Below are 24,329 nucleotides of genomic sequence, written 5' to 3' on the forward strand. Positions count from 1 at the left end.
GCCTTTAATCATGGTGGTGCAATCTGCGAAAAATCTATATTTAGCCAGAGTACGCAATTTGCATTTAGCGCCAAATTTTACACCATAATGAAAAAATAATTCATGTTATAAATTGATCAAGAAGGTTGCGGCTAAAAAAGAGCATTGAAAGGTACGGGTTTACTACCATGACAATATTGGAATGAATTGGAAACGAAGTCTTTTTTAGAGAAAAACAAGAAAGTAAACAGATTTGGCCTGCTCAGTCTAGAAAAATAGAAAAATAGAAAAATAGGAAAAGCCAGTATCATGATGAAGCCCTAAAAGATCAGTGATATCTTTTAGGGCTGAGGTGGAATATTTACTTTGCTAATTGATATTCATACTGTTCGTACTTAACAGGAATGATCAGTTATTCATTAAAAAAGGAATCTGCCAAGGGTAGGGGAATAAACCCAGATATGGCTTCAGTTCCTTCATTTGAATATTATTTTTTCTTTTTACTTTCTTTTTTGTATTCCTCATAAGCTTCAGCAGCCAGATTGCTTAAAGACATACCTATCGCAGCATATTGATATTCATTCAGGTTTGCTAAGGATGCACGGGCTGAAGGATGTTGAACACCAAAGCCGGAACCAGGCAGAAGCACTACACCGGTTTCATCCGCGACCCGGAACAACAGTTCAGTCGGATTTTTGTTTTTCATGATCCAGTCTGCAAAGTCATCTCCATATAAAGTACGTGCGGTATTCTCCAGACTTACAAGAGTGTAGTAATCCACACTGTTCGGATCTTGAGGAACTTCTACCCCGAGTTGCCGATACAGAGCCGCATCCCGTTCACGTACGACTGATTGGACAGCTTTTTTATAGCTTTGACGCGAATCCATCATATTAAACAAGGCAAAAAGGACCATCTGTACCTGCTGAGGTGTGGATAATCCGGCAGTATGATTCAAAGCTACATTTCGACTGTCGGCAACCATCCGATCGATAAATTTGATACTTGAAGGATCGGTGGTCAGTGAGGAATAACGTTCTGCAAGTTCCTTTTTATCCTTGGCGGACAGTGCTGCAATTTTTTGATCCAGAATATTATTTTGGGTGAGTGCAATGACGCCAAGACGCCATCCTGTAGCTCCAAAATATTTAGAGAAAGAATAGACCAGAATGGTGTTATCAGGGCATATGGCAAATAATGAAGTGAAATTATCGGCAAATGTTCCATACACATCATCAGTCAGAATAATCAGGTCAGGACGTTTCTTGACAATATCTGCGATGATGGCCAGTCCTTCATCATTTATTTTCACTGAAGGTGGATTACTTGGATTGACCAGAAAAAATGCTTTAATGGATGGATCTTCTAATTTACGTAATTCAGATTCCGGATATTGCCAGTTAAGCTCAGGATCAGCCTGGATCATGACTTCTTCAAGTTCATAGTCATTTAGCTTAGGAATTTCAATATAGGGAGTAAAAATAGGCGCTCCCAGGGCAATACGGTCACCATTCGAAATTATCTTATTTTCTTTTAATGAATTAAAGATGTAGGCCATTGCAGCAGTACCACCCTCTACTGCAAAAAGATCCAGTCCTTCTTTAGGCATACTCTGGACACCCATTTCACGAAGGACATATTCTTTAATAATTTTTTCACTGACTCTGAGCATTCGGTCAGGAACAGGATAATTACAGCCTAGAATGCCTTCAACCATTTCCAGTAAAAAAGCATCTGGATCCAGTCCCAGCTGGTCACGTACATATGAAATTGCTTTACCTAGAAAAACAACGCCAGGTTTATCACGATTTCCTAAAATAAATTGCTCAAAACGTGATTGTAATCCTTGTGAACGTGGAAATCCGCCTAGACCTTCAGGCATATATGAAAATGAAAATTCTGATTCAGTGGCAGAAAATAAACCGAGTTGGAAAAAGGCGCGCCGTGGAACAGTAGCAAGGAAATTCGGATTACCGCGGCCTGCATTCAGCATCATGCGATCCGTGCGGCTTGTTGCCAGCGCAATCAGTTCATCTTTAAGCTCAAATGGACTGAGTTTTGAGTATTTAGAGTAATCAGTGTTTCCCATGAGGAATCTCCAAAATTATGATGAATCAGACAAAATTGAAATTTGTGGATGTCGTTAAGCCAGGCCCACAATGAGTGGACCAAGCAAGGTTAAAAACACATTGGCTAAGGCATAAGTAATGGCAAATGGAACTGTTGGAATCGAGTTTCCGGCTTTGTCCAAGACAACACCAAAAGCGGGGTTGGCACTTCGGGCACCTGATAATGCTCCGGCCATCACTGCAACGTTGTCATAACGCAGGACATAGCGTGCAAAAAGCATGGAGAGAATGAGTGGGACGACTGTTACCACTACGCCAATCAGAAAGAGGGATAGGCCACTTTGTTTAATCGTCTGAAAGGCTTGTAAGCCGGATTGCAGACCTACGGCTGCCACGAAACCGGCCAGACCTAAATCTTTGAGGAGTTGAGATGCAGCCAGAGGCATGTTGCCACGTACCTGATTGCGGCTATGCAGCCAGCCAAAGAATAACCCTGATAAAAGTGCTCCCCCGCCAGCGCCCAGTGTTAATGGCATATTGCTAATACGAATGACGATTAAGCCAATTAACAGACCAACAACCAAACCTATGCCATGGAAGACCCAATCTGTTTTTATACTTTGGGATATGGCTCGACCGCCTTCTTTGACCATCCGATCAAGATCATTTTTTGTACCATAGATAGTAATGACATCTCCTTTATGAAGAACAGTATTATCATCCATGGGTACTGATTCATTATTTCTTTTAATTCCAAGTACATAAATACCATGTTTTAGATATTCTGGGGTGTTGGCCCTCACATCTCCTAGGGTACGATTAATGTATTTGGAGTTTCTGAGAATCATATCCGTGGTAGACATGACTATTTCCATGCCTTCAGAGGACTCGAGCTCAGTTCCGATATGTTGAGCAATTGAAACCACACTGCTTCTACGACCAATCACCAGAATAATATCATCTGTCTCGAGCTTGGTTTCTAGAGAGGAATCAATAAATTGAGTGCCGCGTTTAACCCGTTCAATTGTAATGTTGGGTATTTTTGACTGAAGCTCTGAAATTGTTTGTCCTGAGGCTTGCTGAACTCTATAAATACGCCCAACAATTTCAGGCATAGCAAGTTCTTGCCCAGGTGCCAGTTGAAAGGCGCCTTTTAGTTGTTCAGCTTGTGCCTTGAGCGCATCATCACGAATACCACGACCCATAAATTTTGGTACGATACTCGCACAGATAATAATGGCACCGAGTGAACCGAAAATATAGGTTACTGCATATCCAATCGCGACATTGGCTTGAAGCCTCTGGATCTCCGCGGCAGGTAAGTCTAGGCGGGAAATCGCATCGCCTGCTGTACCAATAATTGCCGATTGGGTCATTCCGCCTGCTGCCAGTCCTGCTGCCATTCCTTTGTCCAGCTGGAATATTTTTGCCATGATGAGCACGGTAGCCAGTCCGCAAACTGCCATAAATACCGCTAATATAATTTCTTTAAGTGATTTGGGGCCCAGCGATTTGAAAAATTGGGGACCACTTTCGAAACCTACTGCATAAATAAACAGTGCAAAGAGGATGGCCTTAACGCCATTGTCGACGGGTACACCAATAAGACTAAGCACAACAGCGGCTAACAATGAGCCAGCAACACCGCCGAGCTGGAATTTGCCAAATTGAAATTTTCCAATCCAAAAGCCTATTGCCAAAGATAAAAACAATAGAATTTCAGGGCTATGTTTTAATTCACCTTGTATCCATTCAATCATTTTATAGACTCACTGTTATTATTTAATCTATTTTTAAATTGAGTTTTGATTTTCACTTTATAAAAATACTATATTGGATTTAAATAATGCAAATAAGTGTATTTTTTCTAGATTTTATATTAATCAAATGCTTAGTATTTTATATATATTTTTAAAATCCGTTTTTTATATTGAATTACATTTTGGAACAAAATATGATTTTTATTTAAGTCTATATTTTATTTAATGAAAATATTAGTTTATTTAAACTTGGTTTTATTTGATTGTCTTAAGATATTGTAATTAATAATCTTTTTTGGAGGGCGTTTTAGGGTCAATATGTTAGTTTTCACATATTAAAAGGTAATTGTTACTATATATTTAATCCTGAATTTATTCATAATTTAAAAATAATTTATTTTTAATGAATATTAACTTAAATATTCATTAATTTTAATTTTTGGTGTGAGGTGATTTTCTTGTATGGGGTTTTAATTTTTATATTAAATTTTGATATATGTTTTTTTTATATTATGAGCGTTCATTTTATTGCGACGAAAATAATATAATGAGGGGTTAAATTAGATTAATTCCCGAACTATTTGTTTTAGATAAGGGATCTTGGGAATATTATCTGAATAAGCCTATATAGTTCTCACGCTCAAAAATCAGTTTACAGCCTTATTTATTGTTCATTTTCAATACACTTTCCATTCACTCTTTTTCGACAGAAAGGAAAAAACTAATACCTTGGTAGCTGGTAGGTACGGCTGATGTACTCGTACCGAATTGCAGATATTAAAAAAAGAGGGGGGAGGAAAAATAAAATTAAAAAACAAGCCCAGTAGAGCGAGCTTCCTGTTGAGCTCTGACAATGTCAGCTAAAAATGAAAATGGAATTCCCAGTCATTTCTCAGTGGTATATTTTTATAGTGAGAGAGGAATTAAAAAAACGCTATAAATAAGGAGAACAATGATGCTGTTACTGGAGGAAATTTACAAAAGCTATAAAGCACAAAATTCGGCACATTTTAATTTAAGAATTCATCGTGGAGTGGGCTGGTTTAAAAAATCACTGGAGCTGGATCGAGATCTGGATTTTAAATTTATCAGTCTGTGGATCAGCTTTCAGTCTATTTATGCAGAGGAAGGCGATCTGATTCAGGGACAAGACAAGCTATATCAATTTTTAGAAATACTTTGCCAAAATGATACAGAACAGAAAATCGGCCATATTGTCTGGGAAAAATATAGCCAGCCGATTCATTCACTATTAGATAGCTCATATCTAAATCAAAGCTTTTGGGAGTATCGCAATCAAAAAATTAGTCTGGAAAACTGTCAGGCAGTACTTGAGAATCAGAAGCAACAAATACAGAATGCCCTGCAGGAAAAAAATTCAGTTGAAGTTCTAAAGCTGTTATTTCATCGTTTATATACTTTACACCATCAGCTCATGCATGGCGGCATGACTTACCAAAGTTCATTGAACCATAAGTCATTCGAGGAAAGCTGCCGAATTCTGGCAGCATTATTGCCAGTTTTTATCTGTATTTTATTGGAAAACGCAAAAACACTGGATTTGAATAAGCCCTATTATCCGGCAGCGCAAGTCAGCTAAATAGGATTAAGCATCATGCCAACTTCCGTGCATGATGCCATTGATCCAACAGAGTGAATAAGGCAGCACATAGAGCCAGCCCGAGCCCTGCCATACAGGTCATGCTCCATCCACCATGATGCCAGGCATATACGCCTAAGGCCGAGCCACAAGCACCTCCAATAAAATACAAGGTCATGTAGAGTGAGTTCACCCGTGACTTGGCATCTGGGCGCAGGCGAAAAATCACGTTCTGGTTACAACTATGCGTAATTGCAAGTCCCAGATTTATCAGCCCGTAACCCAAGATATAACTCAGCAAGGACACTGCACCAAAATACAGGAAGATCCAGCTTCCAATCAGGATAAAGCAGCCGGTCCAGCTAAGTATTTTGATATGGCCACGATCGGCCCATTTACCAATGAACTGCGTGGAAAGCGCGCCAAATACACCCACCAGTGTGACCAGTCCGACCATAACATCAGAAAGCTGAAAAGGTTCCTGGGTCAATAGCAGGGCGATGGTCGAGAACAGCATACTCATGGCAGCAAATGCACAGGCACCTGTCAGTGAACGCAAAACCAGACGCGGTTCCTGCTTGAGTAATGCTGCCATGGATTTAAAAATTGCGGCATAGCTGATTCTCAGACGTGGCAAGCTCGGTAACTTTCCTTTTAGGTAAAAGCTTAAGGCCAGCATAGTTATACCACTGAGGATATAAATCGTTTTCCAGTGAAACAGGTCGGAAAGTAACCCGGCAATACTGGTCGAGAGCAGAATACCGACCAGCAAGCCACTCATCAGAAAGCCGACCACTTCTCCAGTTTTTTCCGGTTTGACCGCCATTGTAGCCAAGGGGATTAGAATCTGCGCCGCGACAGAAAACAGCCCTGCAATGATGGTGCCGATCCAGAGCATCGGTAGATTCACTGCACTGGCACAGATAAATAAACCTGCCGCCGCCCCCAGCATGAGAAAGGGGATCAGTTTGGTTTTATTTAACATGTCGCCCAAAGGAACAATAAACAGTAACCCCAAGGCATAAGAAATTTGAGCAAAGGTCACAGTGAGTGCCACTTGTGATTCAGGTACCTGATAATACTGCTGAATCGATGAAATCAAGGGTTGGGAATAATAGTTAGCGCCGGCACATAAACCGCATGCAATCGCCATCAGCCATAATAAGGGCTTGTTTTGACTGATATCGAGAGGCATGTTCATAGGGTTAACCTTGTATTTAAGCTGGAAGAATTTAAATGAAAAAAGAATAATGTAGAAATTGAAGGCACTATAGGTCAGAAGTTATTACTTTAAAAGTAAAGAAATATTGTCATTATGAAAAATTGCCAGAGCTCAGGCAGATTAAGTAAAGGGGAACAAGCTCACCTCGAAAATATAAGTGAATAGTTATGGAATTTTTTCGCTTTTAATAAGAGAGCTGCTTCATTAAGACGCACCTCGGTGCAGACAAGGGTAAAAAAGGGGCATGAGGGTCAAGATAGTTGAACATTTACTCTATTTTATTGCGCAAATATGGTGCAAAACTTGATTTTTCAATGAGTAAGTCAGACCTATACATTAATATAATAAATGGTCCTTAAGGTTTTTTTTGACCCTTTATCTGATGGTCTGAGACCTGAATCTTATAAGTGTTTAAAGATCTGTTTCCAGGACATAGCCCAATTTGGTCAGCTAAAGATCTCCTCAACAAACACTATCATTTTATAAAATATGTTTTGAATATCTAAAAAATTATTACTTCTGCTTAAATATTAAATCTGTCAGAAAAGTCAAAACTAAAAAAATGGTTCAGCTTAAGTCCTGCTATGAGTAGTCAGCAGATAAATCAAGAATCTGTACTTGTACCAAAAGATGCAACGATAATTGTCAGAATGATCAATGTAACAAAATAAATCAGAAATGTGTCTGTCTACCATCCAGTTAAATCTGGGTTGATTACTCACTGGAATGAATATCGTTTATAAATTCATCACCTATGAATCTCTAGCAAATGAAATAAATGTGCTATCACAGCGAATTTTTTTATGAATCATCAGTTCAAAATATAGGTATTTATTAAATAAATAGTGGGTAGTAATTTCAAACAGTTTGATTAGAATCCAAAAATTCAACAAAAACACATCCTGAGGGGAAACATCGTAAATCACGATGTTTACTTAAGAAAAATTAGCTTGAGGGACGCTCATGCAGATTGGAATTCCAGCCGAAACTGTCGTCGGTGAAAATCGCGTCGCTGCGACGCCTGAGACAGTAAAGAAATTGATCAGCGCTGGTCATAGTGTGGTGATCGAACGTGGTGCCGGCGTTAAAGCTGCCTACATCGACAGTGCCTATGAGCAAGTTGGTGCCAAAATTACGGATGATGCCTATACCGGTAGCCAGATGGTTTTGAAAGTTCGTGCACCCAAGGGTGAAGAAATTCAGAAGCTGTCTGCCAATACCACGGTGGTGGCGATGTTTGACCCATACCGCAATACCGAGCTTGACCAGTTCGCGGCGCAGAATGTGACTGCATTTGCTCTTGAGTTGTTGCCACGGACCCTGTCACGTGCGCAAAACATGGACGTATTGTCTTCGCAAGCCAACCTGGCTGGATATAAATCAGTGCTTTTGGCTGCTGCTGAATACCAGCGTATGTTCCCAATGCTGATGACTGCTGCGGGGACCGTCAAACCGGCCCGTGTGGTGATCATGGGAGTCGGTGTAGCAGGTTTGCAAGCGATTGCCACTGCAAAACGTTTAGGTGCCATCGTTGAAGCCACAGACCTGCGTCCAACTGCAAAGGATCAGGTCGAGTCTTTGGGCGGTAAATGGTTGGATGTACCTATGTCACCGGAAGAACAGCAAAAAGCTGCAGATGCTGCCAAAAATGGTTATGGCTGGATGCCGGGTGAAGAATACATCCGCGATCAGGCTGCAATTGTTGATAAAGCGGTATCGAATGCCGACATCGTGATTACCACTGCGCTTTTACCAGGTCGTGATGCACCGCGTTTGATCCGAGCTGAAACTGTAGCCAAGATGAAACCGGGTTCAGTGATCCTGGATATGGCGGTGGAATCAGGTGGTAACGTTGAAGGTTCGAAATGCGGTGAAACCGTTGTTACTGAAAATGGTGTGAAGATTCTGGGTGTTCCAAATATTCCATCGACGGTATCGACTGAAGCATCAGCGCTCTATGCACGTAACGTCTATAACTTTGTTGAAACACTTTTTGATGCAGACAAGAACTTTGTCCTGAATCAGGAAGATGAAATTCAAAAAGCCCTACTTGTCACTCACGGCGGCCAAGTGCTGTTAAAACGTGGTTAAGGAGCAGACTCATGGTTGAAACAATTACGATTTTCGTCCTGGCCATCTTCGTGGGTTACTACGTGGTTTGGGGAGTGACACCAGCACTACATACGCCGTTGATGGCGGTCACCAATGCCTTGTCATCGATCATTATTGTCGGTGCGATGATCCAGACTGTTGGTTTGCCTGTAATCGGCGTTGAAGGTAGCGTGGATTTTCAGACTATTAACGTGGTGAGCGTACTGGGTGCGATTGCAGTATTCCTGGCTAGCATTAATATTTTCGGTGGCTTTGCTGTAACTGCACGTATGCTGGAAATGTTCAAACCTAAGCAAAAGAAAAAAGAGGGTTAATACATGGAATTTATTCGAGATTATGCGGATTGGTTCTACCTGATTGGCGCCGTTCTTTTTATCTTAACGCTACGTGATTTGTCTGGTCCTAAAACTGCGATTGCAGGTAACCGTTACGGTATGATCGCGATGGCGATCGCTGTAGTGACCACATTCTTTGTTGCAGACAATCCAGTGGTCTGGATGATTCTTGCTGCAATGGCAGCCGGTGCGGTGGTGGGAATTGCACGTGCACGTACCGTTCCAATGACCCAGATGCCGGAAACTGTGGCACTTATGCACTCACTGGTTGGTCTGGCTGCAGTCTTGATTGCAGTAGCGGCGATTATCCATAACAACAAGCTGATTGAATTAGGTCCAGACTTGTTGGCAGCGAATGGCGTTGCATTCCATGCGATGAGCAAGGTTCACTTGTTTGAACTGTTTGTGGGCTGTTTCGTGGGTGCAATTACCTTTACAGCATCAGTTTTTGCTTATGGCAAGCTGGCTGCAAAGAAATGGGCAAAAACTATTTCTGGTGCGTGGGTAAAACCGGTTCAGGCAATGATTTTTGTTGCAATGCTGGGCTTTGGGATTCATTTCTTCCTGACGGGTAGCATGACTTCTTTCTGGGCGATGACAGGTCTTGCACTGGCATTTGGCTGGGTGTGGATTGCACCGGTAGGCGGCGGCGATATGCCAGTTGTGGTTTCACTGTTGAACTCATTCTCAGGTTGGGCTGCAGCAGGTATTGGTTTCACTTTAGAAAATAACATGCTGATCGTTGCCGGTTCACTGGTCGGTTCTTCAGGTGCAATTCTGTCTTACATCATGTGTAAAGCAATGAACCGTTCCATCATCAACGTACTGTTTGGGGGTGCGATGGGTGGTAGTGCAGCACCGACAGCAGCAGCTGGCGAACAGGTGCAGCGTAATTACCGTTCAGGTTCAGCAGATGATGCGGGCTTCCTGATGTCGAATGCGGACAGCGTAGTCATTGTACCGGGTTATGGTATGGCACAAGGTCGTGCACAGAATGCGGTAAAAGAACTGGCAAACTTGCTGAAAGAGCAGGGCGTAACGGTTCGCTTCGCGATTCATCCGGTTGCAGGCCGTATGCCTGGTCATATGAACGTACTTCTTGCTGAAGCAGATGTTCCTTATGAGGACATCCTGGAAATGGACGAGATCAACTCGGACTTCCCGGCAACTGATGTGGTTCTTGTCATTGGCGCAAACGACGTGGTTAACCCTGCTGCGAAAGATGATCCAAGTTCTCCAATTTATGGCATGCCAATTCTGGAAGCACATAAGGCGCGTACCATCATGGTGATCAAGCGCTCTATGGCAACCGGTTATGCAGGTCTGGACAATGACTTGTTCTATAATGACAAAACCATGATGATCTTCGGTGATGCCAAGAAAGTTGTGGAAGACATGACCAAAGCGATTAATGGTACCGGTCACTAATCATTTAAATCATTAGAATCCCCCTGAGTCCCCCTTTAATAAAGGGGGATTTTTTTATATCTTGAAAAAGCATTATTCTGTGGTCATCAAACTTCTATGTTTATGATGAATTGATCCTAAAATACCAATCAAATCGGTGCATAGGACAAGATGAAAATTAAAGAAAAATAGCTGATTGAGTTGTATTAATGCTTATAAAGTTGGATGAACAGGCAATAAAAAAGCGACCTACACAGGTCGCTTTCTTGAATATTCGGTTTTTACGCTACAGAATCAGTATCTGTAGGATTGCGCCATAAGCTTTCTAGGTCATAGAATTTACGTGCTGTTGGAAGCATGCAGTGAACAACCACATAACCGAGGTCGAGCAGGATCCATTCAGCATCACGTTCGCCTTCTATACCTAGAGGGCGAAAGCCAGCTTTACGTGCTTCTTCAGCAACATTATTGGCCAGTGATTTGATATGACGAGTCGATGTACCACTTGCAATGACCATAGCATCAGCTACATTACTGATACCGCGAACATCAAGCTCAACAATTTCTTTTGCTTTTACATCTTCAAGTGCAGCATGTACGACTTTTAAACAATCCTGTACAGCTTGAGAATTTGAATTCATAGTAAGATCGTGAGAATTAGAAGCGCTGGGCGATGGTTCTAAATTCATGGGGGGTGTAATTTCCTAACAATTATGCATGATCTAATATAGCGGTTTTAGTCCAAAATTTCAAATCAGACCACATTCTACTCAGTCATGCTCCGCAAAGAATTCGTCTTTCCAGGCAAAGGAATCACAGGAGTGTCCGCTGGGTTTATACTCGGCAGCCACGTACCCTTGATAATGGTTATGTTTTAACCACTGAAATATATCATGATATTGAATTGAGGCCGTATTGGGTTGATGTCGTCCCGGACAATCCGCAAACTGGATATGGCCAATCGACGCAATATTTTCTTGCAAAGTTTCCAATACATCTTCGCCCATCATCGCCATGTGGTAGCAGTCATACTGCATTTTTAAGGCCGGATGTTGAACTGCTTCGAGCATTTCCTGGGCCTGAGCAACATTTTGAATCAAGAAGCGTGGCATATCGATGCCATTGATCATTTCAAAGACCGGTTCAATTTGATGGTCAAGCAGCATTGAGCAAGCCATTTTCAGATTACTTGCTAGCGTACTTAGGCAGGGCAACAGGTCACAATCCACAGGCTGTTTTCCTGCCAGAATGTTCACCCGGGGTACATTCAGTGCGGTAGCATACTGGATGGCCTGCTCAACCGCATGACGAAACTCGATTTCCCTTCCCGGAATGCCAGCCAGGCCATGACCACCCTGCATTAAATCACCTGCCGGTACATTAATCAGGCACAAGTTCAGCTGATGGGTGCTGAGCTGGTTTTGAATCTGGCCAATACTAAGTTCATAAGGAAACTGGATTTCCACATGATTAAAACCCTGCGCACGAGCCAGCGCGAAGCGTTCGATGAGTGGCACTTCAGTAAAAATCATCGACAGGTTGACGGCAAGTTTAATCATGTCTTTCTCTTCAATATTCAAGGCCGCATAAATCAAGCGTTATGAATGTTTTAGTTGCTGGATTACAGTGGCCAGATCTGCTTCGGCAAATCCTTGAGCCTGATGGGCCTGTAACTGTGAAAGTGCCTGAGTTGCGACCGGAACATCCAGCTCAAAGCTTTGGGCCAGTTGTACGGCATTATTCAGATCCTTGGACAAGGTCTGGACTTTCCATTGCACTGGTACAAAAGTCTGCGTGGCCATACGCGGCGCCAGAATCTGGAAAGGCTTGGAGTCGGCAAAACCACCTGCCAACGCTGGCGCCAGTAAGCGTGTATCTACCCCGGCAAGGCCAGCCAAGGCTACGGCTTCTGCAATCAGGGTACTATTGGCCGCGACAATCAGCTGATTACAGATTTTGGTTGCCTGACCGGTGCCCGTATCCCCCATACGGGTGACACGCTGGGAAAGTGCTTTATAAATCGGGTCAAGTGATCTAATTGTAGCGGCATCACCACCAGCAAAAATCACCAGACTGCCTTGTTCGGCCCCGGCGGTACCCCCTGACACTGGAGAATCAATCCAGGTTACTTTTTTGGCCTGTGCTTCTGCGGCAAGTGCTTGAGTTTGCTGTACCGAAAGGCTGGAGAAATCTACAATGACTTGATCAGCGACCAAATATGGCTCAATTTGCTCAAAGACAGATTGCATCGCCTGATCATCTGCCAGGCAGGTAAGAATCACCGGATAATTGGAAATCTGGTCTAGAGACAGCGCAGTCGCACCCTGATCCAGCAAGGGATTACAGGCCGCAGGTGTACGGTTCCAGACCGCCACCTGAAAACCTGCCTGAAGCAGACGCATAGCCATGCGAGTGCCCATTAATCCCATCCCTAAGAAGGCAATTTTAGTATCAAGATTCAACTGCATACTTTCCTTTATTCCTTGCTTTGACTCAGACTCGACTTATTTGTATTGGCGTGGCACAAATTGAACCTCTGGGTTCTTGTCTTTTTTACGGGCCAATTGACTGTTTTTACCCAGTAATAATTTCAACTGCCAGATTTTTTCCATACGCAGGGATTTATTCGGACGATGCTGCATGGCATCCAGTACAAATTTAGAGGCCATCAGCGCATCTGGAGAACGCTGCAGCATTTCCTCAGCCAAAGCCTGTGCTCTCGCCAATGGCTGTTGATCGACATGGGTGATCAGACCGATTTCTTTGGCATATTTGCCCTCAAAAATCCGGGCAGTCAAAGTGAGCTCTTTTGCCAGATCAATCCCAATCAGGCCTTTCAGTGAACGGCTGAGTCCCATGTCTGGCACCAGTCCCCAACGGGTTTCCATAATCGACATTTTGGTGTCAGGATGAGCAATACGTATGTCTGCGGCCAGAGCAAGCTGCATGCCGGCACCAAAACAGAAGCCCTCCATCGCAGCGATCACCGGAACTGGCAATTCCTGCCAGACCAGAAATGCTTTTTGAAACAGGCTTTGACCGGGGCGGATCAGTTCCCATGCGGCATAAGCACGATTTTTAGGATTATTTAAATCGGCCAGATCAATACCGGCACTAAAGACTTGGGCTTCACCAGTTAAAATCACACAGCGGATGCTTTTATCTTTTTTGATTTTCTGGGCAGTCGCGACCAGTTCGCGCAGCAGGGCAAAGCTCATGGCATTGCGTTTATCTGGGCGATTCAATGTAACCGTGGCAATGCCGTTATTTTTTTCCAAGCGTACAAGTGACATGGCATTCTTCCGTAATTTTTCCTGGCTTGAGCATAGCATGCAGTCTTTGGGCTTGCATGACAGCCCAGTCACACTTCTCAAATCATGAGCTGAGCAGCTACAGATATTTAATTCAAATGTTGTCTTAAAATTTGCTGGGCAGCCTGTTCGACCTGCTCAACCACAGCTTTAAGTTCATCAAAATATTTCAGTACATCTTGCACAAAACTTTCATCGGCCTTACGGCGTTCTTTGCGCAGGGTCGAAACGAACTGCTCAAAACCACCCGTAACCTTCTGCAAAGTCGGTGCTCCGACATAGCGGGTCGCGCCATAAAGACGATGCAGCACATGTTCAAGTTGCGGAAAATCTTCCAATTCAATCAGTTGCTGCATTTCATCGAGTTCATCCGCAAAGCTGTCCACCAGCATGCGTAACAGGTCTACCGCCAGGTCTTCCTTATTGGCTGCCAGTTGCAGGCTTTGCTGCCAGTCCAGAATATTCGGATCCAAGGCATCAATCACATTGGCACGTTCCAGTACCGGAATGCGTTTAAAATGCTCGGTGGTCCAGTGTGTCAAAATTTGGATAATCTGCTCGATCTGGATCGGCTTGGTAACATAGTCATCCATGCCATTTTGCAGCAGTTTATGTTTTTCATCAGAAAGCGCATGCGCCGTCAAAGCAATAATCGGCAGGCGGTTATGATTTTCAAAGGTCGATTCCAGCGAGCGAATGGCACGGGTGGTATCAATTCCCGACATCACCGGCATCTGGATATCCATAAAGACCAGATCAAAAGCTGGCTGTTTCTGCTCATAACGGCGCTGGATAATATCAATCGCTTCCTGTCCGCTAAGCGCTTTGGTCGTAGTGACATTCAGTTCGCCCAGCAAGGCTTCCAGAACAATCAGGTTGGGCAAATGATCATCCACGGCCAGAATATGCAGACCTTGGCCATTAAATTCTTCATGCTGTTCCTGATCAAAGATCGGCTGATTACCGAGCAGCTGAATCAGCGCGCTGCGGCTGAGAGGCTGATGCAGGGCACGGGCACGATAGTCATTAAGCATGCTCGGATCCAGCTGCATCTGATAACCATATACCGCCAGATGTCCCTGATAACGTGAACGGATTTCACGTAACAGAACTTCACTGTCACCACTATGATCGACAATCAGCCAAGTATTTTCGCTATCCTGCAAATGGTTCAGACGGCTGAACAGATCCAGAATTGATGCGCCTTCAATGTGTTTGACCTGATAATTCTCGAGATACTGCCGTAGCACGTTCGCAGTTGCCGGATGTGCAAGATAAGAAATGACAGTCAATTCGCTGAAATTTGGATGCTCAATCACGTTATTTTCATCAACCAGGAACTGGGCAGTAAACCAGAACGTCGAGCCTTTTTCAGTCGGGGCACGTTCCTGATTGTCTTCAAACCCGATCTGGCCATGCATCAGGTTCACCAGCTGTTTGGAAATTGCCAGCCCGAGACCGGTACCGCCAAACTGGCGGGTCACCGAGGTATCGCCCTGAGAGAAGGATTCAAACAGTTTTTTACGGTCTGTACCACTCAGGCCAATACCGCTGTCCTGCACACTGAAATGCAGCAAACACTGATCCTTGCCATCATGTTCCATGCGTGCCCGGACAATGATTTCTCCATCCGGAGTGAACTTGATCGCATTGGAAATCAGGTTGGTCAGAATCTGCTTAAACCGCAGTGCATCACCAATAATGTGTTTTGGCACACCGTCTGCATAATAGAAGGCCATATCAATATGTTTTTGTGCTGCCAGCGGTGACAACATGTCCATCACATCAAAAATCGCTTCTTCTAGGTCAAAAGGTGCAGTTTCTAATTCCAGTTTGCCGGCATCAATCTTGGAAAAATCCAGGACATCATTAATCAGTGCCAGCAAATGCGCCGAAGACTTACGAATGGTCTGCAAATACAGGCTCTGCTCGTTGCTGAGATTGCCCTGACGTAATAACAGATGAATAAAACCATCAATACTGTTCAGTGGAGTACGCAGTTCATGGGAGATATTGGCCAGAAACACAGACTTGGCCTGGTTGGCCGAGATCGCCTGGTCACGTGCCTGACGATAGGTAATATTCTGGACTTCTAAAGTATCAAGGGTGCGGCGCAAATCATCTTCGGTCTGCTCGGTATGTTCACGCAATTCCAGAAAGCTAAAATGCAGACGTTTCACCACATTGGCAATATCACGTTGCAATAAACGCAACTCTCCGGTGCTATTAATCACCATATGCTGGCCGAGGGTATCGGCATTCAGGCGTTGCAACTGCATGCGAATTTCATACATTGGTGCAATCCAGCGCCGTGAATAAAAATTCAGACAGAGAAGCAATAATAATAAGGTCAGTAATCCGGTTGCAATCAAGACAATCATTACCCGATAACGGGCAATTTCCAGAGGCTGATTATCCAGTTCAATCGCCAGCCAGCCGGGAGAAAAAGTGTTTTCATTTATTTTAAGGGCATAGACATGATTGTTCTGATACAGGATCGGACCGACAAAATTGCCGCTTTTCTCAAAATCGGGCCAGGCAGCCTTTTCCTGAAAGCCGATCCCTAAACGTTTTTTGCCATTTTCGTCCAGAACCGCTGCCCGTAACAGATGCTTTTCATTCAGCATGTTCTGCATGGCATTGTGAGCCTGGTCATATTGCCATGGATACAGATTCAAGATATCCAGTGCATATTCTGCAGTCCCTTGGAAGCGGGTCAGAATCGCGATGGCCATCTGCTTCTGCTGCGCACGTGCAGCATTTGAAGTTTCAGTCAACACCAGCATGGCGCCAACACAGGCCAAAATGGTAATCGGCACAAAAATCAGCGCAATCAGCTGTCCATAGGCATGATTTAAGTGTAAGCGTTTAAACAGCTTTTTGTTGATAGTTGACATGATTTAAGCAGTATTTTCTTTATGCCTGGCATATTAACATGCTTTAAATCTACAGTTAAAATTTAAGCACTATTTTTATAAATGTTCGGATTAGAGGCTAAAAATATAAAAGATTTGAGTCAGTTTTGCTCAAGCAGGCCTAGGGCAAGAACCCGGAACTTTCAGGGTGAATAGTGCAGGGCGGAATAGTACTTTTATCATATAAGCTGACCGCTTCATCTGAGCAGATCACAGGGAAATGTCGTGGATGACTTGATACTTGACGAGTTTTGGCGAGTTTTCTGAAAAAGCCCTGCTAAATGAGTGCAGGGAAAAGCATTTTTTCATACAATAGCCGCACCTCGATATAGGTGCAAATAATGAGTAATACCACCCCTGATTTTCAAGCAGATGAATTTTTGTTGGACCATTATGTAGGCAAAACGCCACTGGTGCGTTTGCAGCGTCTGGCAAGTCACACTCAAGCTACAGTACTTGCGAAACTCGAAGGCAATAATCCGGCAGGTTCGGTGAAAGACCGCCCGGCCTATAATATGATCATGCAGGCGGAAAAACGCGGTCAGATCAAACCGGGTGATACCCTGATTGAGGCAACGAGTGGGAATACAGGGATTGCATTGGCCATGGTGGCTGCAATGCGTGGCTATAAAATGAAGCTCATTATGCCTGCAAGCTCAAGCCAGGAACGTAAAGATGCCATGCGTGCCTATGGTGCAGAGCTGATTGAATCTGAAAGTATGGAACATGCCCGTGATTTGGCACAGCAAATGGGAAAAGACGGCATCGGTCTGGTGTTGAACCAGTTTGGTAACCCGGATAATCTGGAAGCGCACTATTTGACTACGGGTCCTGAAATTTGGGAGCAAACCGGTGGCAAGATTACGCACTTTGTGAGTTCGATGGGCACGACAGGTACCATTATGGGTATTTCTAAATACCTCAAAGAACAAAACCCGAATGTGCAAATTGTCGGTTTACAACCTTCAGAAGGTTCAAATATTCCGGGTATCCGCCGTTGGCCGAAAGAGTATCTACCTACGATTTTTGATGCCAGCCGTGTTGATGAGATCATGGATATTCCGCAGATTGAAGCAGAGAAAACTGCACGTCAACTGGCACGTCTGGAAGGAATCAGTGCAGGCGTATCTTCTGGAGGGGCAGTATGGGCATCTCTCAGAATTGCTGAACAACACCCGGATGCAGTGATTGTATGCATTGTGTGTGACCGCGGTGACCGTTACTTGTCTACAGGGTTATTCTCTGTAGAAGATACTGAATAATTTCTGAGACCTATATATGCGCTTGCCTGTTTTAACTTTCGATATTGAAACCCAAACCGATCTCAAATCAGGGGCGCATCTGTTTGGTCTGGACTTGCCTGAGGCAGATCTGGATCAGGCGCTGACCAAATTACGCCGTCAGGATTCAGGTTCGGATTTTCAGCGTTTGCCGCTGCATGAAATTGTCTGTATTTCCGGTTTATGGATCGATGAGCAGGGCATGAAGCTGTTTTCGTTTAGCCGGGAACAGCATTCTGAAGCAGAAATTTTGAAAAAATTCTTGTCAATTTTTGACAAGCGCCATCCGACTCTAGTGAGTTGGAATGGCTCACAGTTTGATTTACCAGTAATTTTATACCGTGCCATGTATCATGGGCTCTCTGCACCGAGTCTGTTCGATCAGGGCGAAATTGATACGCAAAAGCGTTATAATAACTACCAGAATCGTTACCATCATCGTCATGTTGATTTGATGGATGTGATGGCCATGTTTCATGCCCGTCATTTCCAGAAGCTGGATGATGTGGCACATTTGCTGGGTTATCCAGGCAAACGCGGTGACGGCGTTTACCGTATACCCGAATATGTCCGCAATCAGCAATGGACCGAACTGACCTCTTATTGTGAAGGGGACGTTCTGAATACCTGGCTGGTGTATATCCGCTGGCTGTTACTAAAGGGACAGCTGTTGCTGCCTGATTATCAGCATCTGGTCCAAAGTACCATCCAGTATTTGCACACCCAGCCGCAACATGCAGAGTTTTTATCAGTCTGGCGTGAAACTTCACAACGCACTGAATTTACCCAATTTGATTTCCCCATCTCCACACCCTAGGTTTTCATGAAATATCGAGCACAAGCACGTCCTACCCAGCAACCCGAGTACATTTTTCAGGTTGAAGCACTTTCACATGAAGGACGTGGCATTGCTCACTATGGTTCGCATCCGGATCATCCGCTGGAAAAACATGGCAAGAAAGTCTTTATACGCTATGCCTTGCCAGGTGAAACCGTGCGTGCCCGCATTACCCGTGAAGTCAAAAAACTTGAAGAAGCTGACAGCCTTGAATTGCTGGGCGATGCTTCTGAAATTCGCGTTGAACCCATCTGCCCGCATTTTGGGTCTTGTGGCGGCTGCAATATGCAGCATATCGCGCCAGATGCCCAGATTGAGTTGAAACAGAATGTCTTAAAGTCACATTTACAGCATTTTGCTGGAATCCAGCCTGAGCAATGGTTGCCCCCCTTACGTTCACAACGTGAAGATTATCGCCGCAAGGCCCGAATCGGTGTGCGTTATCTGCCTTCCAAAAAACAGCTGGTGGTGGGCTTTCGTGAGAACCAGTCCAACAAACTGATCCCAATTGATCGCTGCATGATTCTGGATCGCGAGTTTGGTTCGGTTACGCGTCTTAAACAATTACTGCAAGGTCTTAACGGTAAGGCGGACATCGGTCATATAGAATTGGCGATGGGAGATCAAGAGATCGCACTGCTGGTGCGCGAAACTGCAAAATTATCTGCAGAAGATGTCAACCAATTGCGAGAATTTACGTTACAGAAAGGTTGGCAACTGTATGTTCAGCCTGCCGCTAAAGATGGGCTGTTGCGTATAGATCAGCCAGAGGACGCTGCACGCTTACACTATGGTCTTGATGACTTTGATGTAAAATTCGGTTTTAATCCACTGGACTTTACTCAGGTGAACTCAAGTATCAATCCGCAAATGGTGCGATTGGCATGTGATTTGCTACAACTGCAACAGGGAGAGCGGGTTTTAGATCTGTTCTGTGGATTAGGAAACTTTTCGTTGCCGCTTGCGCGCTGTGTTGGTGCATCGGGTCAAGTGATTGCAGTAGAGGGAAGTGAGGAAATGGTTCGACGTGGTGCAGAAAATGCCAAAAACAATGGTATTGCACAAATATCGTTCTATTCACAAGATTTAACCAAAGATTTTTCGCACCATGCTTGGGCAAATCAAGGTTTTGATGCATTATTAATCGACCCGCCACGTGCCGGCGCAGAAGAAGTAATGCACTATATTCCTAAGTTTGGAGCAAAAAGAATCGTTTATGTGTCATGTAATCCTGCGACTCTGGCCAGAGATGCAGGACTATTGGCACAACAGGGCTATCGTCTCACCCAGGCGGGAGTGATGGATATGTTTACACATACTGGACATGTGGAATCAATCGCATTGTTCGAAAAAGAAAATCAAATAAACGATTAAAGAAATGATGTTTTTAAAAGTAGGAGAAGGGTATGGTCACAGTACGTGAGCAACTCCCTGGACGACTTAATGAGTTGTCGCAGGAGACGACTGTAGAACATGCCGAACAAGCACACCAGGATCTGACTGAATGGTTGGATCGGGTTCGTGGCATATTAGATGGCGCACCTTTAACGCAGCTCGAAGAAGTCGCCCACTTAACATTAGAAAGAGAGCTGCAAAGTACGGTCCAGCACCGCTCCAATACCTTTTATACCGGTATTGAGATGGCGGATATTCTAGCTCATCTGCATGTAGATGAAGATACTTTGTCCGCAGCCATGCTGTATCGTGCTGTTCGTGAAGGCGTCATGCCACTCGGTGAAGTACTGGAAAAGTTCGGCGAACAGGTGCATAGTCTGGTCAAAGGTACGCTTGCCATGGGTAAGCTGTCCGAGCTGATCGAAAAAAATAAGCGTCTGGAAGATCATTTTAACAATAACCAGCGCGAGCATCTGTCTGGCATTTACAAAATGCTGATCTCTGTCACCGAAGATGTGCGTGTCGTTCTGGTCAAGCTGGCCGAACGTACCTATGCGTTGCGTGAACTGGCCAATTCCTCGCGTGAGCGTCAGGAACGGGTTGCCCGAGAAATTCTGACCATTTACTCGCCACTGGCACACCGTTTAGGTATTGCCCAGCTAAAATGGGAGCTGGAAGATCTGGCTTTCCGTTATCTTGCGCCGGAACGTTATAAAGAAATTGCTTCCTTACTGAATGAAAAGCGTCTCGAGCGTGAACAGTATATTCAGTTTGTGATTGAAAAATTACGCAATGAATTGTCCGAGCATGGCATTGAAGCCGAAATTAACGGCCGGGTGAAGCACATTTATTCGATTTATCGGAAAATGAAAAGCAAGAACCTGAGCTTTGACCAGCTCTATGATATTCGTGCTTTACGGGTACTGGTGAAAAGTGTGCCGGAGTGTTACCACACTTTAGGTATTGTGCATCAGATCTGGCGCCACATTCCGCATCAGTTTGACGACTATATTACCAATCCGAAAGCCAATGGCTATCGCTCCCTGCATACTGCGGTCATTGCCGAGAACAAGTCACTTGAAGTGCAGATTCGTACCCATGCAATGCATGAGGAAGCTGAACTTGGAGTATGTTCACACTTTAATTATAAAGAAGGTGCAAAAACCACAGATCGCTCCTTTAACCATCGTCTGCATTCCTTGCGTGCGGTGCTTGAGCATTATCAAGAACGTAATGAAAGCAGTGCACATAAAGAATCTGAAGATGAAATAGAGAATTTTGAACATATTCAAGATTTCGAAGGTTTTGAAAAGATCTATGTGTTTAGCCGTGATGGTGATATCAAAGAGCTGCCGCGTGATTCGACGGTGCTGGACTTTGCTTATCATGTGCATACCGAAGTCGGGAACAAGTGCTATGCCGCACGGGTAAATCAGCGCTATGTGCCGCTGACCTATACTTTGAAAACTGGTGAACAGGTCGAGATTCTGACCAAAAAAGACCGGGAACCGAACCGAGACTGGCTGGTTAATTCGCTGGGTTATATCAAAACTGCCCGTGCGCGGGACAAGCTGCGCCACTGGTTCCGCCAGCAAGATCGCAGCAAGAATCTGGAAGTTGGCCGTGAAGTACTGAACAAGGAACTATCACGTCTGGCAATTCACCCGAAATCGATTGATCTGAATGATTATTGTAGTCACTTCAATGTCAAAACTGGCGATGACATTCTGGTCAATCTGGTCAATGGTGATATCAGCCTGCATGCCCTGATTAATCAGGTGAACCGTCACATGCATCTGGATCAGGACGAGCCTGAGCTGGTGCTGAAACCTGCCCTGAACCCGCGTGCCAGTCATACGCTGTCAGCGCACGGTATTCTGATTGATGGTCTGGATAACGTGGAATTGCATATTGCCCAATGTTGCCAACCCGTGCATGGCGAATCGATTGCCGGCTATATCACTTTGAATCGGGGGGTTAGCATCCATAAGGTCGCTTGTCCGGACTATGTGCGTATGATTTCTCAAGAGCCTGAACGTGCGGTAGAAGCAGACTGGGAAATGCAGCCAACCCGTGGTCAGAGCGTACAGATTGTGGTGGAAGCTTATGATCGACGCGGCTTGCTGAAGGATCTGACCCAAGTCATTTTCTCGGATCAGATCAACATCCGTCAGGTCAATACCATTTCGGAGGCGGACGGTATTGCCAATATGAAGCTGTTGATTGAAGTCAAAGGTCTGGCACAACTTTCCAAACTTTTGGCCCGTCTTGAACAACAACCGGGAATTATCAGTGCACGTCGTCTGGTGCAAGGTACTTAATTTCCATTATGTAAGTTTAAAAAGCCTGCAATTCATTTGCGGGCTTTTTTATTGTAATCTAACTAAATCATATGCATAAAAAATAGACCAGCAGACCGAGATGAGTGTGACTGAAATATTTGAACGTAGACGGAATAACTTGGCCAAGGTCATTGATCTGTTGATCGAAACGCAGCAATTTAAAACTGGCAAAGAGATCTGTGAGCATTTCGGCTTGTCTGCGTCATATATCGCACAATTACTGAATAGCAAACGCCAGATCGGCGAGAAAGCAGCAAGAGAGCTGGAGCAACAACTGGGTCTCAATGCTTTAATCCTGGACCAGTCAGCTGAACCCAAAGTAGAGTTATCTCCACTTTCAGAGCACGGCAGACTATTTCAGATGCAGGTGGTGCAACAGCAGGCATTCGCACTTATTCCTATAGATTCAGCGCTCTCATTCAATCTGGATATTTTTCATCTGCAAGTACAGCATTACGCGATTCAGGTAGCAGGACCGTATTATGTCCCCAGCTTAAAACCGGGCTGGTGGCTGATCTGTGACAAACAGGTAGAGGTGTCCGGATCGGATATTCTTTGTGTGTATCTGCTCAATGGCTTGCAACTTGTTTTGCAACTGGTCAGTGATGCTCAGGATTATTATGAATTTCAAAGTCTGGATGAACACCGACAGGTGATTTTCCAAAAGACTGATATTGAGAAAATTCATCCCGTCATTGCGATTATTCCCACGGCCAGTATGTTCAAATAGCAGAAATAATTCAGCCCATCTTAAGACGGGCTGAACAATGAACATGCAAACAGAACTGATTATGGAATCGGGTTCTCGTCTTCAAATTCTGGCTTCACCTGAACAATAAAGTCCTGACGGTTTAGACCACGCCACAAGGCAAAGGCCGTACCGATATAGATGGATGAATAGGTCCCGACAAAGACACCGACAAACATCGCGATCGAGAACCATTTCAGACCATCACCGCCTATCAGCATCATGGCAAGCACCACCAGCAATAAGGTCATGGAAGTATGAATGGTACGACGCAAGGTTTCAGTCAGGGCGATGTTGACAATTTCGACCGGCTCTGCACCACGAATCTTACGGAAGTTCTCACGGATACGGTCAGAGACCACGATATTATCGTTGAGCGAGAAACCGATGATTGCAAGGAGTGCTGCAAGTACAGTCAGGTCAAATGGCCACTGCATCATCGCAAAAATCCCGAGGGTGACGATAATGTCATGGAATAGTGACAACACGGCGCCCATGGCCAGTTTGAACTCAAAGCGGATGGTGACATAAACCAGCATTAGCAGAAGCGCCAGTGCTACAGCACCAGCAGAACGAACATAAAGCTCGTTACCCACCTGACCACCGACCACATCGACCTTTGGTACTTCTGCCGGATTATTTGGCAATTGAGCCGCTGCTGTAACCGCTAGAGTCAAGTCTTCAGCTTCGATATCGTCTTGTACGGGCATACGCACCATCAGATCACGTTCTGAACCGAGGGTTTGAACCACGGCATCATTAAAACCGGCTTTGCTGAGTGCTTGGGAAACCTGTTCCGGTTTGACCGGATTGGCATAATTCAGTTCAGCTGCCACACCACCGGTAAAGTCCAGACCGAGGTTTAGACCTTTGGTGGCAATAAAGAAGATACTCGCAACCGTTAAGAGGATTGAAAACAATGCCGCAGGCATTGCAATCTTCATAAACGGGATAATGCGTTCGTCTTCCGGGCGACCATACTGTTTTTGATCCAGTTGAGTATTTTCAGTCATCAT

At 44.4% G+C, this 24,329-nt stretch carries 18 protein-coding genes; 9 read left to right on the forward strand and 9 right to left on the reverse strand.

Translation table 11 applies throughout. The features are described 5' to 3' along the window. Positions 1-466: 466 nt before the first annotated feature. Positions 467-2,068, reverse strand: a complete 1,602-nt coding sequence (locus VXQ92_RS12150; RefSeq protein ID WP_416681890.1) for a bifunctional aspartate transaminase/aspartate 4-decarboxylase — start codon at positions 2,066-2,068, stop codon at positions 467-469. A gap of 54 nt (positions 2,069-2,122) precedes the next feature. Continuing rightward, a complete protein-coding gene (aspT, locus tag VXQ92_RS12155) occupies positions 2,123-3,808 on the reverse strand; it encodes an aspartate-alanine antiporter (protein WP_416681892.1) in 1,686 nt (561 codons plus the stop codon). 955 nt (positions 3,809-4,763) lie between these two features. Between aspT and VXQ92_RS12160 the strand changes: the two genes are divergently transcribed. Then, complete coding sequence (locus tag VXQ92_RS12160) at positions 4,764-5,408, forward strand: hypothetical protein (RefSeq protein ID WP_416681928.1); 645 nt, start codon at positions 4,764-4,766, stop codon at positions 5,406-5,408. 13 nt (positions 5,409-5,421) lie between these two features. Here the strand turns inward: VXQ92_RS12160 and VXQ92_RS12165 are convergent, their stop codons facing one another. Further along, a complete protein-coding gene (locus VXQ92_RS12165) occupies positions 5,422-6,609 on the reverse strand; it encodes an MFS transporter (RefSeq protein WP_416681894.1) in 1,188 nt (395 codons plus the stop codon). Between the two features lie 984 nt (positions 6,610-7,593). Between VXQ92_RS12165 and VXQ92_RS12170 the strand changes: the two genes are divergently transcribed. From VXQ92_RS12170 to VXQ92_RS12180, 3 genes are read left to right on the forward strand one after another with little or no spacing between them, the layout of a single operon-like run. Beyond that, complete coding sequence (locus VXQ92_RS12170; protein WP_416681896.1) at positions 7,594-8,721, forward strand: Re/Si-specific NAD(P)(+) transhydrogenase subunit alpha; 1,128 nt, start codon at positions 7,594-7,596, stop codon at positions 8,719-8,721. An 11-nt stretch (positions 8,722-8,732) separates the two neighbouring features. Then, positions 8,733-9,056: a proton-translocating transhydrogenase family protein gene (locus VXQ92_RS12175; protein WP_004281642.1), complete on the forward strand. Its 324-nt coding sequence runs from the start codon at positions 8,733-8,735 to the stop codon at positions 9,054-9,056. Positions 9,057-9,059: 3 nt separating this feature from the next. Then, positions 9,060-10,505, forward strand: coding sequence for an NAD(P)(+) transhydrogenase (Re/Si-specific) subunit beta (locus VXQ92_RS12180; protein WP_416681898.1), 1,446 nt, complete (start codon positions 9,060-9,062; stop codon positions 10,503-10,505). Positions 10,506-10,765: 260 nt separating this feature from the next. On the opposite strand, the gene rsfS is transcribed toward VXQ92_RS12180, so the two are convergent. The 5 genes from rsfS to VXQ92_RS12205 form a co-directional block, all read right to left on the reverse strand. Next, positions 10,766-11,173, reverse strand: coding sequence for a ribosome silencing factor (gene rsfS, locus VXQ92_RS12185; protein ID WP_064095215.1), 408 nt, complete (start codon positions 11,171-11,173; stop codon positions 10,766-10,768). A gap of 81 nt (positions 11,174-11,254) precedes the next feature. Then, entirely contained in the window at positions 11,255-12,043 is a 789-nt protein-coding gene (locus tag VXQ92_RS12190; RefSeq protein WP_064095214.1) for a hydroxypyruvate isomerase family protein, read from the reverse strand. A 39-nt stretch (positions 12,044-12,082) separates the two neighbouring features. Next, positions 12,083-12,952: an NAD(P)-dependent oxidoreductase gene (locus tag VXQ92_RS12195; protein ID WP_064101884.1), complete on the reverse strand. Its 870-nt coding sequence runs from the start codon at positions 12,950-12,952 to the stop codon at positions 12,083-12,085. Between the two features lie 36 nt (positions 12,953-12,988). Beyond that, positions 12,989-13,777: a crotonase/enoyl-CoA hydratase family protein gene (locus VXQ92_RS12200; protein WP_416681900.1), complete on the reverse strand. Its 789-nt coding sequence runs from the start codon at positions 13,775-13,777 to the stop codon at positions 12,989-12,991. A 107-nt stretch (positions 13,778-13,884) separates the two neighbouring features. Continuing rightward, positions 13,885-16,692: an ATP-binding protein gene (locus VXQ92_RS12205; RefSeq protein ID WP_416681901.1), complete on the reverse strand. Its 2,808-nt coding sequence runs from the start codon at positions 16,690-16,692 to the stop codon at positions 13,885-13,887. Positions 16,693-17,051: 359 nt separating this feature from the next. On the opposite strand from VXQ92_RS12205, the gene cysM reads away from it, so the two are divergent. The 5 genes from cysM to VXQ92_RS12230 all read left to right on the forward strand — a co-directional run bounded on the left by cysM (position 17,052) and on the right by VXQ92_RS12230 (position 23,295). Further along, positions 17,052-17,972 carry a cysteine synthase CysM gene (gene cysM / locus VXQ92_RS12210; RefSeq protein WP_064101887.1) on the forward strand — a complete coding sequence of 307 codons (921 nt, stop codon included), beginning with the start codon at positions 17,052-17,054 and terminating at the stop codon, positions 17,970-17,972. A gap of 16 nt (positions 17,973-17,988) precedes the next feature. After that, positions 17,989-18,807 carry a 3'-5' exonuclease gene (locus VXQ92_RS12215; protein WP_144725082.1) on the forward strand — a complete coding sequence of 273 codons (819 nt, stop codon included), beginning with the start codon at positions 17,989-17,991 and terminating at the stop codon, positions 18,805-18,807. Positions 18,808-18,813: 6 nt separating this feature from the next. Beyond that, on the forward strand, positions 18,814-20,202 hold the full coding sequence (gene rlmD / locus VXQ92_RS12220) for a 23S rRNA (uracil(1939)-C(5))-methyltransferase RlmD (RefSeq protein WP_416681903.1): 1,389 nt from the start codon (positions 18,814-18,816) through the stop codon (positions 20,200-20,202). Between the two features lie 32 nt (positions 20,203-20,234). Continuing rightward, positions 20,235-22,544 (forward strand): RelA/SpoT family protein, encoded by a 2,310-nt coding sequence (locus VXQ92_RS12225; protein ID WP_064095207.1) that lies wholly within the window; start codon positions 20,235-20,237, stop codon positions 22,542-22,544. A 100-nt stretch (positions 22,545-22,644) separates the two neighbouring features. Further along, positions 22,645-23,295: a hypothetical protein gene (locus VXQ92_RS12230; RefSeq protein WP_416681905.1), complete on the forward strand. Its 651-nt coding sequence runs from the start codon at positions 22,645-22,647 to the stop codon at positions 23,293-23,295. 59 nt (positions 23,296-23,354) lie between these two features. On the opposite strand, the gene secF is transcribed toward VXQ92_RS12230, so the two are convergent. Then, positions 23,355-24,329, reverse strand: a complete 975-nt coding sequence (gene secF, locus VXQ92_RS12235) for a protein translocase subunit SecF (protein WP_171254909.1) — start codon at positions 24,327-24,329, stop codon at positions 23,355-23,357.

The sequence above is a fragment of the Acinetobacter sp. 228 genome, from assembly GCF_048147885.1.